Source organism: Aliarcobacter vitoriensis (genome assembly GCF_003316695.1).
Lineage (GTDB): Bacteria > Campylobacterota > Campylobacteria > Campylobacterales > Arcobacteraceae > Aliarcobacter > Aliarcobacter vitoriensis.
This window is the reverse complement of sequence record NZ_PDKB01000013.1, coordinates 45,727-62,691: the sequence shown is the minus strand read 5'-3', so window position 1 is coordinate 62,691 and position 16,965 is coordinate 45,727. Positions and strand designations below refer to the sequence as shown.

The following is a 16,965-nucleotide window of genomic DNA, read 5'->3' as shown; positions in this document are numbered from 1 at the left end:
CCTACTTATTCCATCTATTTTCTAAAACTTTTGCAACTTTTGATAAAGGATAACAGATAATAAAATATATTACAAATATAAATCCATATATCCAAAAAGCAGCATCAGGCACTTTTAAAATATTACTTTCTATTATTTGTTGTCCAACTTTTACTACATCAACAACACCTATCATTATAACTAATGATGTAGTTTTTATCATTCTTGTTGTTAAATTTATAACTCCAGGAAGAACTCTTTTAAATGATAAAGGAATTAAAACAAAAATATATAACTGTACTTTATTAAATCCCAAAGCTAAAGCTACATCACTATTATGTTTTGGTATTGATTCCATAGCTCCTCTTGTTATATCTCCAATTTCAGCAATTCCCCATAAAACAAAAACATAAATAGCTACAAATTCACCACTTATATCAATATCAAAAAGACTTGGAACTACAAAGTAAAACAAAAAAAGCAGTACAAGAATAGGAATAATTCTAAAAACTTCTAAATAAAATCTACAAAAAAATCTTATAATTTTATTTTTTGAAGTATAAATTATCCCAAAAATAACTCCAAATATTAAACTTAAAAATATAGAAATAAATGCAATATACATAGTATTTAAAGTACCTTCTAATATTCGCAAAAGATTATTTCCTTGAAATATTAGTTCAATTCCCATGTTCTGCATATCGCACTCTCCTTTCTATATAAGATAAAATAAATGAAAGTGGTAAAAGAATAATCAAATAAAACAGAACTAGCATAAACATTGTTTCATAGGTATTATAATAAACACCAATTAGTGTTTTACTCAAACTTACTAGCTCTTTAACAGCTATTATTCCGACAACAGAAGTCTCTTTTACTAAAAATATTGCATTTGCAGTCAGTAATGGGATAGATATACTCAAAGCTTGTGGTAAAATCACAAATCTAAAAAGTTGAGCCTTATTCATACCAAGACTTAATCCTGCTTCTATTTGGTTTTTATGTACAGCTTCTATTCCTGCTCTTAAAGCTTCACTCATATAACTTCCACCCAAAAAGCTAAGCCCAATAATTGCACAAACTTGCTCATCAATTTTTATACCAAATTTTGGTAAACCATAATATAAAAAGAATAGCTGAATAAGTAAAGGAGTATTTCTTGATATTTCAATATAAGCATTGACTAAGGAGTTTAAAAAAACATTCTCTCTAGCCAATATTAAATTACAAACTAAGCCTATAATTAATGAGAAAAATATACCAATAAAAGAGAGCTTTATTGTTACCAATAAAGCTTGTTGGAATAAAGGGCTAACCTCTATAATAAAATCTAAATCCATCTAAATTATATTTTTCCACCCTCTATAATAACTGATTCAATATTTACAGAATCACCATATATAGGTTTTAAAGTTTCATTATAAGCATTTTCTATAAATTTCTCTTCACCAAGTTTTGCTAAAGTTTCATTAAGCCAGTTTAATAAAACTGTATTTCCTTTTTTAACTGCTGGTGCGATAGTATCTTGTGGTCCTAAAGCATCAATTCCTACAACAAATCCTGGATTTTGTTTTGTCCATGCAAAAAGAAGTGTATTATCATGCGTAAATGCATCTGCTCTTCCATCTTTTAAAGCAGCAAATGATTCAGAATTATGATCAAAACTCAATGTTGCAATATCAGAGTGATTTTTTGTAAAGTAAACATCAGCCGTTGTACCTTTAGTAACTATAAGCTTCTTACCTTTTAAATCTTCAACTTTATTTATTGGGCTTTTTTCTGGCGATGCAACACCAATAGCAACTTTCATATATGGATTTGCAAAATCAACTTTTTTTGCTCTTTCAGGTGTTACAGTAAAGTTTGCTAATACAATATCTACTTTATTTGTAACTAAATACTCAACTCTATTTGCTGCTTCAAGATTGATAAATTCAACTTTATTTTCATCACCTAAAAGTTCTTTTGTCAATCTTTTTGCAATAACAATATCAAATCCTTGGTGTTTTCCATTGCTATCAAGATAACCAAATGGTGCTTTATCACTAAATACTCCAATTCTTACTTTACCTTTTTCTTTGATAATATCAATAGAATTTTTTTCTTTTGCACTTACAGTTAATGCTAAAGCTGGAACTATTGCTAGAGCAATAAGTAATTTTTTAAAAATTTGTTTCATTGTTCTTCCTTTTTTTGTTTTTTAATAAAAATCTATCATCTACTAGATTGGTGAAATAATACTAATAAAAACATTTTTTGTCAAGAGAATTTAACATATATATTAAAATATTATATTTATTATAAATCAAATTCCCAATCCACCAACAAACTCTTCTTTTAAAATATCTTCTTTTGTAACAGGTGCTTGAGCCAAACAAGACGCTATTGTTGTTTTGTCCAAAATATGTGCTGTTAAATTTCTTATATTTAAAAATACTCTTCTAAAATGGCATTTGCCCTCTTGACTACATGGTTCATAATTAGAAACTGAAACACAAGATATCATAGCAATCATACCTTCAAAATATCGAATTACTTCTCCCATCGTTATCTCATCTGCACCCTTTGCCAAAACATATCCACCATAACGTCCTGGAATACTTTTTACCCAACCTGCTCTATTCATTTCAAGCATAATATTTTCTAAAAATCTTCTTGGAACATCAACTAATTCTGACAATTCTCTAATTGAAATAAGATTGTCTGCTTCTGCTATTGCAAATAAAGCTCTCAATGCATAATCTGTTTTTTTTGAAACTTTCATCTATCACCTACCTAATTGATAAATTATAATTGATTTTTATTTTTGTGTCAAGATAAAAAAAGGAAGAAACAAAAGTTTCTTCCTTTTTAATAGTTATATATAAAATTAAGCATTTTTTTCTTTCTTCGCTGTTCTTTTTCTAACAGTTGGATCTAGTTCTCTTTTTCTAACTCTAATAGAAATAGGTGTAACTTCAACAGACTCATCTTCTTCAATCCACTCTAAAGCATTTTCTAAAGACATTACTCTTGGTGGGATAAGCTTAATAGCTTCATCAGCACCACTAGATCTTACATTTGATTGTTGTTTCCCTTTTATAGGATTTACATCTAAATCATTATCTTTTGCATGTTGTCCAACTACCATTCCAATATAAACTTTATCTTGAGGTTTTACAAACATAACACCTCTATCTTGTAAGTTAAAAATAGAGTATGCAAGAGCTTCTCCATTTTCCATAGAAACTAAAGCTCCATATTTTCTACTTTCAACAGTTCCAGAATATGGTCTAAATTCTAAGAAAGAGTGATTCATAACTCCTTCTCCTCTTGTATCTGTTAAAAACTCTGTTCTAATACCAATAAGTCCTCGAGCAGGAATTTCAAACTCTAATCTTGTAAATCCTTCTCCCATAGGTACCATATTTGTCATAACAGCTTTTCTTTTACCTAATTTTTCAATAATAGCTCCACTATGCTCATCTGGAGTATCAATTACAAGATGTTCAAATGGTTCCATTTTAACACCATTTTCTTCTCTAATAATAACTTCAGGTCTTCCAATACAAAACTCGAAACCTTCTCTTCTCATATTTTCAGCTAAAATAGTAATTTGAAGTTCACCTCTTCCATTTACTTTAAATTTACCTTCTCCAATTTGCTCATAATTCATAGCAATATTAGTGTTCATTTCAGCTTTTAATCTCTCATCAATTTTATTTGAAGTTACATATTTACCTTCAGTTCCAGCTAGTGGTGAATCATTTACAGAAAAAGTTACACTTAAAGTTGGTTCTTCAATATGCATAGGATCAAGTGGCATTGGGTTTGTAGGGTCACATAAACTATCTCCAACATCGATAGTTTCAAATCCAGCAACTGCAACAATATCACCAGAACCAGCTGTTTTGATATCTATTCTATCAAGACCTTTAAATCCAATAAGTTTAGATACTCTTCCTTTTACTTTTTCTCCATCTGCTTTACATAAAAGTACTGTTTCACCATGACTAATTGTACCGTTAAAAATTCTAGCAATTCCTATTTTTCCAATAAAATTATCATAATCAAGAGTAAATACTTGAAGTTGTAATCCATTTTCATCAGCGCCATTAGGTTTTGGAACTTCTTTTAAAATAGTGTCATAAAGTGGTTTAAAATCCATATTACCATCAGTTGCATCATATCTTGCATAACCATCTCTTGCAGCTGCATAGATAACTGGGAATTCTAATTGTTCTTCTGTTGCATCCATTTGAGCAAATAGGTCAAATACCTCATCAACAACTCTATCTGGCTCTGCTGCTGGTTTATCTATTTTATTTACAACAACGATTGGTCTATGTCCTAAAGATAGTGCCTTTTTAACAACAAATTTTGTTTGTGGCATAACTCCTTCTTGTGCATCAACAAGAAGTAAAACAGAATCAACCATTTTTAAAACCCTCTCAACTTCTCCACCAAAATCGGCGTGTCCTGGAGTGTCAATGATGTTAATTCTTACACCTTCATAATCAATAGCTGTATTTTTTGAAAGAATTGTAATTCCTCTTTCTTTTTCAATAGCATTACTATCCATAACTCTTTCATCTACATTTTGGTGAGCTGAAAATGTACCACTTTGTTTTAAAAGTTGGTCCACTAGTGTTGTTTTTCCGTGGTCAACGTGAGCAATAACTGCTATGTTTCTAATATCTCTCATATTTCTTCTTTTTCTTAAAATTTTCGCGGATTCTATCTAAAAAAAACTTAGAAATATATAATAGCTTAAAATATGGTTAAACAAAATCATTTTATCTTAGTTTTATTTATTTAATTTAATCTTATAGTAAAAAATAGCATTATTTTTTCTTATTTTCTTCTTCTGTTTCATAAATATAAACAATATCTGATTTATTTGTATTTATCTTTAAATCTTGTTCTTTATCTATTTTTTCATTTGAAATAGAGATAAATGGAAGATTACTCAATCTTGAGAATCTCAAAGGGATTCCTAAATTTTGCTCTATATGCATAGCTCCTGCAAAAACTAAAAGTTTATCTTTTGGCGATTTTATAACATCTTTTGCAATTTTTGCTACATTTTGTGCCATATAAGTATCCCAAGTAACTTGAACTCTATATGTTCTTTCTAAACAAGGTTCTGGACTTGTAGATGGCATTTTATCACAATGTTGCAGATATGGGTAAACAAGTTGTTGATGAGCAGTCACTCCTAAATCTAAATTATTATAAAAATCTTTCTCTTCTTGATTCATTTTATCAAACTGCTTTAAAGATATTTTTGCTCTATCATCTTTTGAGATATTCATACCATAAAGTCTTCCTTGATTGTTCTTAACTGCTTCATACAAAGACGATACATATTCCCATTTGTACTTTGAAAATTTATCCCACTCTACTTTATCTTTAAATGTAGCAGTATCAAATTTATTATCTGTATATTCTTTTAATAACTCATCTTGTGTAGGAGTAAACCACTCATTTGCTAGACTTATGTTGTAACCTTTTTTACCCAATTCATTTATAAAATCTGCAAAAAACTTATGTGTCTTTTGTGTATTATGATGGTCACCTACAAAAATAACTGGATAATGTTCTACCTCATCTACAAGCTCTTGCATAGAGATACTTTTTGCTTGTTTTATAGAATAAATATCCTCTTTTTTTTCTAAATTATGTGTCAATGGTTTAGCAACTTTTTCTGCACAACCAGTAAATAAAAAAATTGTAGCTATAAAAGCTATTGAAATTCTTAACATTTTTTTTCCTTATAAAATATAATAAATTGCATTTATTAAAATAATAAGTGCAACTATCAATAATGGTATTTTTATTGATACATTTTCTTTTGTATCTATAACTTTTTTTGTTAAATACATTAGATATATAAAATATAATATAACAAAAATCATTTCATTAGAAGAAAATTCATTGTATGTATTATCACTACGCATAAAATATACATGTGTAAATAATCCTGCTAAAACAAAAAAAGTATGATACGTCCTAACTCTATTTATATTAACTATAATATAAAGTTCAAGAAATCCTAGTATTAAATGCAAAATTAACATTTTATTTATTTAATAACTAAAATTTATAATTTAAACCAACATAAGCAAATCTTCTTTTTAGATAATCTGCATTATCTATTGTTTCATCAAAATGCTTATCAAAAATATTATCTACACCTACTCTTACACTTAAATCATTTGTTAATTTCTTAGAGATTTGTGCATTTGCTATTGTATATGCCTTTATTTTTTCACTATTATCTGCATTTTTATATTGTGTTCCTATATAATTCGCACTTAAATATGAAGATATCCCATAATCAAAGTCTGAACTTAAACCAACATTAATTGTGTTTTTTGGTCTATATTGTATATCTTTACCTTGATTTGTACCAGATTTATTTTCTGTTTTAAGTAAAGTATAGTTTGCATTTAACATATGATTATCAGTAATGTAGTATTCAACTTCTGCTTCCAAACCTTTAATATCAGCTTTATCAACATTTCTCCATTGATGTTGATTTCCTGGCATAACTCTTTGTTCAATAACAAACATATTATTTATTTTATTTTGAAATAAAGCTGTTTTAAATAGAGTATTCTCACCATAAAACTCATAAGCTAATTCATAAGATTTTGAAGTTTCAGGCTTTAAATTATCATTTCCCCAAGTTGTATTTGCAAAATATGAGCTACTTCCTATTTTAACATCAGGGGCTTTAAACCCTTCACCATAACTAGCTTTTAATCTTTGATTATCATCTATTTTATATACAACTCCAATATTTGGAGATAATTCAGTACCATATTTTTCATTATCATCAAGAACTGTTCCTAAAGTAAAAATAAAATCTCCCAATTCTATCTCATCTTGAATATAGTAAGAATTTGCTCTTATTTCAAATCGTTGATCAGTTATATTTGTTGTTGGTCTATATCTTGAATATTTCTCTTTTGCTGTTTCTGCACCTATTACAATATAATTATTTTTTAATGCAGATATTTTTGCTTCACCTTTTAAATAATCATTTTTAAGTTCATGAGTTTGATTTGCGAATAATCCATCTTTAATTTTTGCATCTGTTTTTGCATTTGTATAATCCAAATTCAAAGATACTTTTTCAAAATTCTTCTCATAGCCAACACTCCAAACATCCCTATCTGCACTATAATAATCTTCATTAGCTTTTTGTTTGATATCTTCTTTTCCTTTTAAATAAGAAGCATAAATATTTTGAGTATCATCGATATTATATTTTAGTTTTAGATTCCCATTTGTACTTTCTCTACCATCTATATATGTAGCATCATCTACTTTAGGTTTAGAAAATCCAACCCATCTATATCCTTCTCCATAAGTTTCGTCTCTATTAAATTTATTTACACCCAACATAAATGAAAATTTATCTGAAATATTACCACCTATATTAGCACTCAAGTTTTGTTCATCTCCACCATTCTTAGCCGAAGATACTCCTGCTTGTAAATCTATATCACCCCAGATTGTTTTAGAATAGTCTTTTTTTGTAATAATATTTACAACTCCCCCCATTGCATCAGAACCATAAATAGAACTCTTTGGTCCTTTTATAATCTCTATTCTTTCAATCATACTAATAGGAACTTGTGAATATTCAAAATCAGCAGCAGTTGCATAAGTACCAGTACGATTAGTTTTTTTACCATCAACTAAAATAAGTGCATCAACTGGTCTTGTTCCTCTTATTGAAACTCTTTTGATTCCATTTGAACCACCAACTTCAACTATCCCAGCAGTTTTTACTAAAATATCTTTAAGATTTGTTGCATTTATTTTTGCTATATCTTCAGCACTTATAACAGTAATTGCGCCACTTGTATCTTTTATAGATTTATTTGATTTTGATGTAGTTATAACCAAATCATCAAGCTTTTTTGTTTCAACATTAGCTTGTGCTAAAGCATTTGATGAAACCATAGCAAGAGCTAAACTTGCAAATAAACTTTTTTTGTACATAATATTTCCTTTATAAATTTTTTATTGGATTATATATGTATTAATAGTAAATATCAATGCTATATTTTATGATTTGGAACTCTTTTTTCATAAATTGGAATTTTTAATCTTTTTTAAAATTTATCAGTAAGTTTTAGAAGAAAAATAAACTCTTATAGTCATAAAAATTAAAACTACAAGAGTTATTTAAAATTAAAATTTGTAATTCAATCCTACATAAGCCAATCGTCTTTCAAGATAATAAGGCTCGCCATCGTCAAATTTTTTATCACCTATATTATTAACACCTATTCTTACAGTTAAATCATTTGTGATTTTTTTAGAAATTTGTGCATTGAAGATTGCATATCCTGAAGATTTATTTGTTGTATTATTTGAATCAGTATAATATTGTGTTCCTATATAATTGGCACTTAAATAAGAAGATATACCCCAAGCGAAATCTGAACTCAATCCTAAATTAAATGTATGTTTTGGTCTATACTCTAACTCTTCATTTGTACTTTCATCTTCTGTTTTAAGAAAAGTATAGTTTGCATTTAAAGTATGATTTTCATTGAAATCATATTTTAAATCCGTTTCAAACCCTTTTATATTAGCTTTTTCTATATTTGAATATTGGTTTGTACTTACAATAGATATTTTAGGAGGAAATCCTGGAATAACTGTTCTTTGAGTACTTATATTTCTTGTTTCTATCATATCTTTTAAATCTGTTCTGAAAAGTGCTGCTTTAAATGTAGTATCTTCCCCATAAAATTCATAAGCTAGTTCATAAGATTTTGAAGTTTCGGGTTTTAAATCATCATTTCCTAAAATAATTACATTCATTATAGGAATAGGTCTTTCATTAAATACATAGCCACCATCACCTTGTTTTAATGTTGGAGCTTTAAAACCTTCACTATAATTTAGTTTTAATCTTTGTTTATCATCTATTTTATATACGGTACCTGCATTTGGTGACCATTGTGTACCATATTTATCATTATCATCAAGATTTGCTCCAAGAGTAAATATAAAATCTCCTAAATCTATCTCATCTTGAATATAATAGTTATATATTTTTCTATCAAAATTTTGACTAAGATTCATACCATTTCTCGAATACTCTTCTTTTGTCGCTTCTGCTCCTAAAACTATATAGTTATAATCTATTGCTGATATTTTTGCTTCAGCTTTCAAAGTATCAGTTTCAAGATCGTGAGTACCATTAAATACACTAGAACTAACTTTTGTATCAGTTTTTGCTTTTGTATAATCTAAACCAACACCAAATTTATCAAAAACTTTTTCATATCCAAAAGTATAAATATCTCTTTCTACTTTATAAGTTTGTGGACCATTATAATCTTCTCTTTTATCAACACCTTTTATATATGAAGCATAAATATTTTGTGTATCATCAATATCATATCTTAATTTTGTAATTCCACTTGTCGAGTCTAAACCTTCAAGAAATGTACCATTACTATTTCCCGTTGCATCTCTATTTGTTTTATTTACATCTAAAAACATATATAATTTTTCAGATATATTTCCACCTATATTTGCACTATAACTTTGTTTATCTACACCATTTTCTGCTGAAGAATTTCCAGCTTTAACATCAATAGAACCATATAATGCTCTTTTGTCTTTTTTAGTAATAATATTTACAACTCCACCCATTGCATCAGAACCATAAATAGAACTTTTTGCACCTTTTATAATCTCTATTCTTTCAATGGCATCTAGTGGAACCATATTGTATTGGAAATTACTTGATTCTATATAACCAGCTGTATTATTAGCTCTTTTTCCATCAATTAAAAAAAGAGTATCTGTTTCTCTTGTACCTCTTATTGATACAAAAGTCCCTCCATTTCCCATTGCTCCACCAATTTCTACCATACCAGCTGATTTCAGTAAAACATCTTTAATATCAGTAGCATTTAATTTTTCTATATCTTGTGCTGTTATTACTGTAACAGAAGCTGATATATCTTCTTGTGTTTTATCTGTTTTTGTACTAACAAAGATTTCATCTAACCTTTTTGTTTCATTACTTGATTCAAGTGTTGTATCGCTTTGTGCAAAAGCAGTTGATGATACAATTGCCAAAGCCAAACTTGCAAATAAGCTATTTTTGTACATAGTATTCCTTTTTAAAATTTTCTTGAATTATAACCATAATAATAGTAAATATTAATAATTGATTTTTGTAATTTGGAACTCTTTTTTCACAAATTGGGTTTTTATTGTTTTTAAAAAGATTTAGCACTGTAAAATAGTGCTAAATTACTAAATAGTTGTAATAAGTATATTTCTTTGAAGCTTTTTTGAGTATACAAATTCACTTTCTACTTTAAAAACATCATAAATATTTTCGTAAGTTAAAATATCATCTGTTTTTCCAAAATATTTTATCTCTCCATCTTTCATCATCACAATTTCATCAGAGTACAAATAAGCTTGATTTATATCATGTAAAACTGCACAAACTCCTATTTTTAAATCTTTTTGAAGTTCTTTTGTCAAATCCAATATTTTATATTGGTAAAAGATATCCAAATTTAGTGTTGGTTCGTCTAAAAATAGATATTTCTCTTTTTCACGACTAGCATAAAGTTGTACTATAACTCTTGCAAATTGGATTTTTTGTTTCTCTCCACCTGATAGATTTGAGTAATTCTTATCCTTTAAAGGTTCTAAATTTAGTTTAGAAACTATATATTCTAAAATCTCTTTTTTCTCTTTTGTATTTAATTCATAAGCATAAAGCCCCATTTCTACAATCTCAATAGCTTTAAAATTATATGGGAAAAAGAAAGCTTGATTTAAAACTGAACGCTTTAAAGCCAACTCTTTATCACTAAAATCTTCAATATTCTTATCATTTAAAGTGATAGTTCCACTTTGAATATCTAAATTTCTATTTATACTTTTAATCAAAGTAGATTTTCCACAACCATTTGGACCAACAATAGATAAAAAAGTATCTGTTTTTATTTCAAGATTTATATCATTTAATATATCTCTTTTCTGGATTGAAAAGTTAAGATTTTTTATTTTATACATTTTTATCCTTAGTTCATAGTACTTTGTCTATTTTTGATTAAGAGCCATAAGAAAAATGGTGCTCCTAAAAGTGCAGTTATTATTCCTATTGGGAGTTCTGCTGGAGAAATTATCATCCTTGCTAAACAATCTGCCCATAAAAGGATAAATGCTCCCAAAATCGCACTAAGAGGTAAATAATATTTATGATTAGACCCAACCAAGATTCTTGCGATATGTGGTACAACAAGCCCTATAAATCCAATAATTCCACAAAACGCTACACTTACACCAATAGCTAAAGATACAAAAAGGATAATTAATTTTTTTAGTAATTCAGAGTTTACTCCAGAATTTTTAGCCTCATCTTCACCTAAAAGCATAAGATTTAATTCTGTTTTCTTACTTATAGCAAATAAAAATGTGATTATAACAACAGGAAGAAGTGTTAAGATAACTTTCATATCACCATTTGCTAAACTTCCCATAGTCCAAAAAGTAAAACTTTTTAGTTCTTCTTCAGAACTTACATAAGTAAAAAGTCCAACCAATGCTCCAAGCATAGCATTTATAGCAATTCCAGCTAAAAGCATAACTGTAATAGCTACTTTATTGTAAATAGTTGCTAGTTTATATATAGCTAAAATAGTAATAACTGCACCTAAAAAAGCACTTAGTGGAAGCGAAAGATAAGATAAAAATCCAGTTGTAAGTACAAATGGTAAATAACTACCAATTAACATAAATATTACAACTCCTGCACTAGCACCTGCAGATACTCCAATCAGCGATGGATCAGCAAGTGGATTTTTAAATAAAGTTTGCATCATAGCACCAGATATTCCAAAAGCAATTCCTATTAAAATAGCTAAAAAAATTCTTGGCAACCTAATATCAACTAAAACTTGATAAAAAATAGTATTTTCTGATGGATTTAATATAGTATTTAGTATCTCTTTAAATGAGATACTAAATGCTCCTAAAGTCGTATTTATAACCATAGATAAAAAAGTTAAAACTACAAAAACCCAAATAATAGTTTTTTTATGTAAAAACATTTTTATCTACTACAATATGAGAGTTTATTATTGTTAAACATACAAGATAGTTCTTGCAAAGCACTATCAACTCTTACAGTAAACCCTGATATTAAAAGCATATCCATAGTATAAAGTTGGTTGTTTTTTCCAGCATTTGTTGAAGCAACAATATTTTTATCTAAACCTGTTTCACCAGTATGATTTGAAGTTATAATAACATCTGGATTCATCTTTAAAATAGATTCTGGTGATATTTGTGTATATTGTTTAAAATCAATTACATTTTCTCCACCCGCAATATTTATCATATATCCTGCTTTTGTTTCAGTTCCAGCAGCCATTATAGTGCCCTCACCTCTTGAGAATAAAAATAGAACTTTTGGTTTTTTTTTATCTTTTATCTCTTCTTGCATTTTTGAAACATTACTTTCAATTCTTTCTATAATATTTGAAGCTTTTTCCTTTTCACCCAAAATCTCACCAATTTGTCTTATCTTATTTTTTGCAGATTCTATTGTAGGATTATCTTCTACAACATAAGTTTTTATTCCATAGTTTGGAAGGCTATCTATAAGTTTTTTTGGTCCTGCTTGACTACTTGTAATAACAACTTCTGGTTTTAAAGATAAAATTCCTTCTTGTGGAAGATTTAACCAATATCCAACATTTGGCAATTTTGAAGTAATCTCTTTTGGATAAGCACTTGATAAATCAACTCCAATTAATTTATCAGCATGTCCTAACTCAACAATAGTTTCTGTGATACTTCCACCAACACTTACTATTTTTGAAGCATAAGAATAAGTTGTAGCAAGAGCAAAGACCAAAGATATTTTTATTATATTATGCATCTTTTTTTAACCCTAATTCATGAGTATCTCCATGAGCATTTCCATTCATAGTATTAAGTTCTTTAACTTTTTTATTTGTATCATCAAGCTTGTAAGCTGCTCCAAATCCAATAACAAAATTTCCATCATAAGGAGATAATTTATAAAATCTTGAAGATGGCATACTTCTAACTAACGATGCTTGTTTTCCAAATCTTTCTTCAAAAAGTTGTGCTATTTTCTCAGTTCTTTCATCATTTTCATCAAATTTCTCTGCATGAGCTCTAAAATACAATCTTCTTCTCGCATAAATATGTTTTGTAAGACTTTCATCTTCTAAAAAAAGAATATGTGCTTTTCCAGTATTGTACATATTATGAGAGTGTTGAACTGATGTGCTTATAAATACATAAAAATTTCCATCTTCATCTTGAACAAATGGTGAATGACTAGCAAATGGTTCTCCATCTGAACTAACAGTTGATAATATAACTGTTTTTATATTGTCTAAAAAAATATCTAATTTCTCTTGAGCTTTTTCTAAACTTGCTGTTTGTGGCATATTTTCCATAAATAATCCTTTTCAAATAAATTAAAATTTCAAAAGAATTATATTAAAGTTAGGAATAAATATCAATATTGTCTTATCGAAATTCGAACATTTTTTTCACAAATCAGATTTTTTTTGAACATCTTTTGGTTTTGTATTATATTTGCTAGAAAAGGCATACGAAAAACTTCCTTGATTTGTATATCCAACCATTAAGGAAACCTCTTTAACAGAATATCTATTTTCTTTTAAATATTTTACAGCTTTCTCTAACCTTAAATCTTTTAAATATTCATGAATTGTCTTTGTAAAAAGCTCTTTAAATCCTTTTTTTAATTTTGTTTGATTTAATGCTACTTTTTTTGACAATAATGGAATAGTAATATTTTCATAAAAACACTCTTCAATATATGTTTTTGCTTTTTTTACTCTCTTTATATCTTCATCATTTAATTTATCTATTTTAATTACATCTTTTTTAAGTTCTTCAAAAACATAAAGTATCACTTCCATAGTTTTATTTTTTAAATAAATTTTATCCATACCACTAGTATATTCTCTACTAAAAACTTCTAAAAATTTATTTTTTAAATCTGGTTCATAAAATTTTTTATAAAAATCTTCTTTAAACATATCCGTAATATAGCCATTCTCTTTTAAATAATTTTCATCTAAAGTTATACAAATATATTTTATATGTTCACCTTGTTTATTTAGTAAAGATTCTTCAATATCTTTTTTATACTCAACACTTATTTCATTTTCACTATAAACTCTTTTTTCATTTGTAGATTGATCTAATTTTTCTAAATTACCTTGAAGAATTATTCTTATTTGAAAAGACTCTTTTTTACTTCTAAGCTTTTGAATATGAGACTGTTTTATCTCGTTATCCACAATATTCAAGTATATATTATCTTCAATCATTGCATTTACAATATTTAAATTTATATATTGATTATTTACTCTTGCTACTTGCTTTACAAAATATTTACTTCTTTCTTCTTTTAATATAACTCTACCTACTTCATAGAGTTTTGATCTTGATAGATTAGTCATTATTTTCCTTAATAACAATTATTAAAACAAATTGTATTTGGATTTTAGTTTATATATTTTTAAAACTTGATTATTTACATACAAAAAAATTCATTTTTCTTATATTTTGTTTCAGAACAAGCTTAAAAATAGTTTAAAATGTATATTTTTATAAAATCTAACCTATTATTTTCATTTTGAATAAACTATCTTTATACTAAAATTTCAAAAAATTTACAGGATTTTTATGAATAGAATTGATTTAAAATATATTTGGAATTTACTTTTAGAGAAAAAAAAACTTTTAATAATCGGGCAAATTATAACAATTATTGCAATATTAATAAGTGTTCCTATACCTTTGATGCTTCCAGCACTTGTTGATGAAGTGCTTTTAGATAAGCCTAGTTTTTTTGTAGAAAATATAAATGCCTTTTTTGGAAATCAAAATGCTTTTAAATATATTCTTATAGTTACTTTAGCAGTAGTTTTTTTAAGAGCTTTTCACTATATATTTTCTGTACTTATCACAAAAATATTTACAAATATTGCAAAATTTGTAACATTTAAAATAAGAGAAAAACTTTTAAAACATCTTAAGTCTGTATCTATGAATGAATATGAAAGTTTAGGAAGTGGAGCAGTCACAGCAAATTTGATAACAGATGTAAATACTTTAGATAGTTTTATAATGTCAGTTGCTAGTAAACTTGTAACTTCAATCTTAACTTTAATAGCTGTTGGTGTTGTAATCATTGCTATTCATCCAATTTTAGGGATTTTAATCATAGTTGTTCAACCATTTATTATGTTTCTTTCAAGAAATATTGCAAAAAAAACTGGAACACTAAAAAAAGAAGAAAATGAAGCTATATCAGATTTTCAAAATGATGTTGGAGAATCTTTAGACCTATTTTCTCAAATAAAAGCTAGTAATAAAGAGGAATATTTTTTTAATAATGCAATAAGCAAGGCAAAAAATATTCAAATAACTTCAAATAAATTTAATTACAAAAGTGTAGCTTATGAAAGATTTTCTTTTACGCTATTTTTAATAGTTTTTGAAGTTTTAAGAGCTGCTGGGCTTGTAATGGTAGCTTATAGTGATTTATCTATTGGTATGATGTTTGCTATGTTTGGATATATCTGGTTTATTATGACTCCTGTTCAAGAAATACTCTCAATGCAATATTCATATATGACAGCAATGGCAGCTATTGGAAGAATAAACAAGATTTTAGCACTTCAAAAAGAACCAAATGGAAATAAATGTTTTGAAAAAAAAGGTTTAAATATTGATTTAAAAAATGTTAGTTTTTCATACAATAAAACTAAAGAAGTTTTAAAAGATATAAATATAAATATCAAATATGGAGAAAAAGTAGCTCTAATAGGTGCAAGTGGAAGTGGAAAAACTACTTTAGCTCAAATAATTGCTGGATTTTATACAAAAACAAATGGAACAATAAAATATAACAATATAAAAATAGAAGAGTTAGACAAACAATGTCTAAGAAATGAGATCTTTTTGGTATTACAAATGCCAATGTTATTTAATAATACCTTACGATTTAATATAACTATGGGTGATGAAAATATAAACGATGAAGATATTTATAAAGCTTTAAAAATAGCACAATTAACAGATGTTGTTTATAGTTTAGAAAATGGTCTTGATACTCTTGTTGGAAAAAATGGAGTAAGACTTAGTGGAGGACAACGACAAAGATTGTCTATTGCGAGGATGATTATAGCAAATCCAAGTGTTGTAATTTTTGATGAATCAACTTCAGCTTTAGATGTTCAAACAGAGTCAAAATTATTTTGTGATTTAGAAGATATCTTGAAATATAAAACTGTTATCACCATAGCTCATAGATTAAGTACAGTTAAGAATGCAAATAAAATCTATGTTTTAGATGATGGTAAAATTGTTCAAAGCGGCAACCATAATGAATTAGAACAACAAGAAGGACACTATCTTGAATTTGTCAAAAATCAATTAATTTAAAAGGAGTACAAATGGAAAAAATAGTAGAAAATGAGATAATAAAAGAAGTCGAAGCAAGTAAGTTTGATGAAATAATAGAAGATATCTCAACTTGGGGTAAGATTTTAATGATAAAAATTACACCATCTTTTGTAATAGAGATAAAAGATAATATGCCAACAGGAACTTATGGTCATGGTTACTATAATTTTGATTCAAAAAATAGCTCTATTTCAGGACATTTAAAAGTAAGTGATATACAAACTATATCTTTTGTATCAAAAATACTTAGAGGAAAACTCTCTCATAGTGTAGTTTTTAGTTCACAAGATGAAGATATTTTTAAGATATTTGTAACTAGAGATGGAAATGGTGAATTATTAAAAGAGCAAGTTCAAAAATTTGAGAATTTAAGAGATAGGATTTAATCTAACATAAAGTATAAAAGGTAAAAATATTTTACCTTTTTAGCTTTTATTAATCTTCCATTTACTAAAATCATAT

Annotated in this window: 16 protein-coding genes; 2 read left to right on the top strand and 14 right to left on the bottom strand. The window is 27.1% G+C overall.

Features of this window, described 5'->3' with window-relative positions; translation table 11 throughout:
- Position 1 precedes the first annotated feature (1 nt).
- The 14 genes from CRU91_RS08240 to CRU91_RS08175 all read right to left on the bottom strand — a co-directional run bounded on the left by CRU91_RS08240 (position 2) and on the right by CRU91_RS08175 (position 14,492).
- The gene (locus CRU91_RS08240) at positions 2 to 679 is read right to left on the bottom strand and encodes an amino acid ABC transporter permease (protein WP_113894753.1); all 678 of its coding nucleotides are present in this window, start codon (positions 677 to 679) and stop codon (positions 2 to 4) included.
- Entirely contained in the window at positions 660 to 1,319 is a 660-nt protein-coding gene (locus CRU91_RS08235; protein ID WP_113894752.1) for an amino acid ABC transporter permease, read from the bottom strand. The genes CRU91_RS08240 and CRU91_RS08235 overlap by 20 nt, the downstream gene beginning before the upstream one ends.
- 5 nt (positions 1,320 to 1,324) lie before the next feature.
- Positions 1,325 to 2,158, bottom strand: a complete 834-nt coding sequence (locus CRU91_RS08230) for a cysteine ABC transporter substrate-binding protein (protein ID WP_113894751.1) — start codon at positions 2,156 to 2,158, stop codon at positions 1,325 to 1,327.
- 126 nt (positions 2,159 to 2,284) lie between these two features.
- Positions 2,285 to 2,743 (bottom strand): RrF2 family transcriptional regulator, encoded by a 459-nt coding sequence (locus CRU91_RS08225; protein ID WP_113894750.1) that lies wholly within the window; start codon positions 2,741 to 2,743, stop codon positions 2,285 to 2,287.
- 105 nt (positions 2,744 to 2,848) lie between these two features.
- Positions 2,849 to 4,663: a translational GTPase TypA gene (gene typA, locus CRU91_RS08220; RefSeq protein ID WP_113894749.1), complete on the bottom strand. Its 1,815-nt coding sequence runs from the start codon at positions 4,661 to 4,663 to the stop codon at positions 2,849 to 2,851.
- A 139-nt stretch (positions 4,664 to 4,802) separates the two neighbouring features.
- Complete coding sequence (locus tag CRU91_RS08215; RefSeq protein WP_113894748.1) at positions 4,803 to 5,723, bottom strand: ChaN family lipoprotein; 921 nt, start codon at positions 5,721 to 5,723, stop codon at positions 4,803 to 4,805.
- A gap of 9 nt (positions 5,724 to 5,732) precedes the next feature.
- A complete protein-coding gene (locus tag CRU91_RS08210) occupies positions 5,733 to 6,029 on the bottom strand; it encodes a hypothetical protein (protein WP_146951607.1) in 297 nt (98 codons plus the stop codon).
- A 25-nt stretch (positions 6,030 to 6,054) separates the two neighbouring features.
- The gene (locus tag CRU91_RS08205; protein ID WP_113894746.1) at positions 6,055 to 7,974 is read right to left on the bottom strand and encodes a TonB-dependent receptor plug domain-containing protein; all 1,920 of its coding nucleotides are present in this window, start codon (positions 7,972 to 7,974) and stop codon (positions 6,055 to 6,057) included.
- A 192-nt stretch (positions 7,975 to 8,166) separates the two neighbouring features.
- Positions 8,167 to 10,110: a TonB-dependent receptor plug domain-containing protein gene (locus CRU91_RS08200; protein WP_113894745.1), complete on the bottom strand. Its 1,944-nt coding sequence runs from the start codon at positions 10,108 to 10,110 to the stop codon at positions 8,167 to 8,169.
- A gap of 147 nt (positions 10,111 to 10,257) precedes the next feature.
- Positions 10,258 to 11,034, bottom strand: a complete 777-nt coding sequence (locus tag CRU91_RS08195; protein ID WP_113894744.1) for an ABC transporter ATP-binding protein — start codon at positions 11,032 to 11,034, stop codon at positions 10,258 to 10,260.
- Between the two features lie 8 nt (positions 11,035 to 11,042).
- Positions 11,043 to 12,071, bottom strand: coding sequence for a FecCD family ABC transporter permease (locus CRU91_RS08190; protein WP_113894743.1), 1,029 nt, complete (start codon positions 12,069 to 12,071; stop codon positions 11,043 to 11,045).
- 2 nt (positions 12,072 to 12,073) lie between these two features.
- Positions 12,074 to 12,904 (bottom strand): heme/hemin ABC transporter substrate-binding protein, encoded by an 831-nt coding sequence (locus CRU91_RS08185; protein ID WP_113894742.1) that lies wholly within the window; start codon positions 12,902 to 12,904, stop codon positions 12,074 to 12,076.
- Positions 12,897 to 13,454, bottom strand: coding sequence for a HugZ family pyridoxamine 5'-phosphate oxidase (locus CRU91_RS08180; RefSeq protein ID WP_113894741.1), 558 nt, complete (start codon positions 13,452 to 13,454; stop codon positions 12,897 to 12,899). Before CRU91_RS08180 ends, CRU91_RS08185 begins: the two co-directional genes overlap by 8 nt.
- A 96-nt stretch (positions 13,455 to 13,550) precedes the next feature.
- On the bottom strand, positions 13,551 to 14,492 hold the full coding sequence (locus CRU91_RS08175; RefSeq protein ID WP_113894740.1) for a helix-turn-helix domain-containing protein: 942 nt from the start codon (positions 14,490 to 14,492) through the stop codon (positions 13,551 to 13,553).
- Positions 14,493 to 14,718: 226 nt separating this feature from the next.
- On the opposite strand from CRU91_RS08175, the gene CRU91_RS08170 reads away from it, so the two are divergent.
- Together CRU91_RS08170 and hutX are read left to right on the top strand one after the other, a co-directional pair.
- Complete coding sequence (locus CRU91_RS08170) at positions 14,719 to 16,482, top strand: ABC transporter ATP-binding protein (RefSeq protein ID WP_113894739.1); 1,764 nt, start codon at positions 14,719 to 14,721, stop codon at positions 16,480 to 16,482.
- A gap of 11 nt (positions 16,483 to 16,493) precedes the next feature.
- Complete coding sequence (hutX, locus tag CRU91_RS08165) at positions 16,494 to 16,889, top strand: heme utilization cystosolic carrier protein HutX (protein ID WP_113894738.1); 396 nt, start codon at positions 16,494 to 16,496, stop codon at positions 16,887 to 16,889.
- Positions 16,890 to 16,965 lie beyond the last annotated feature (76 nt).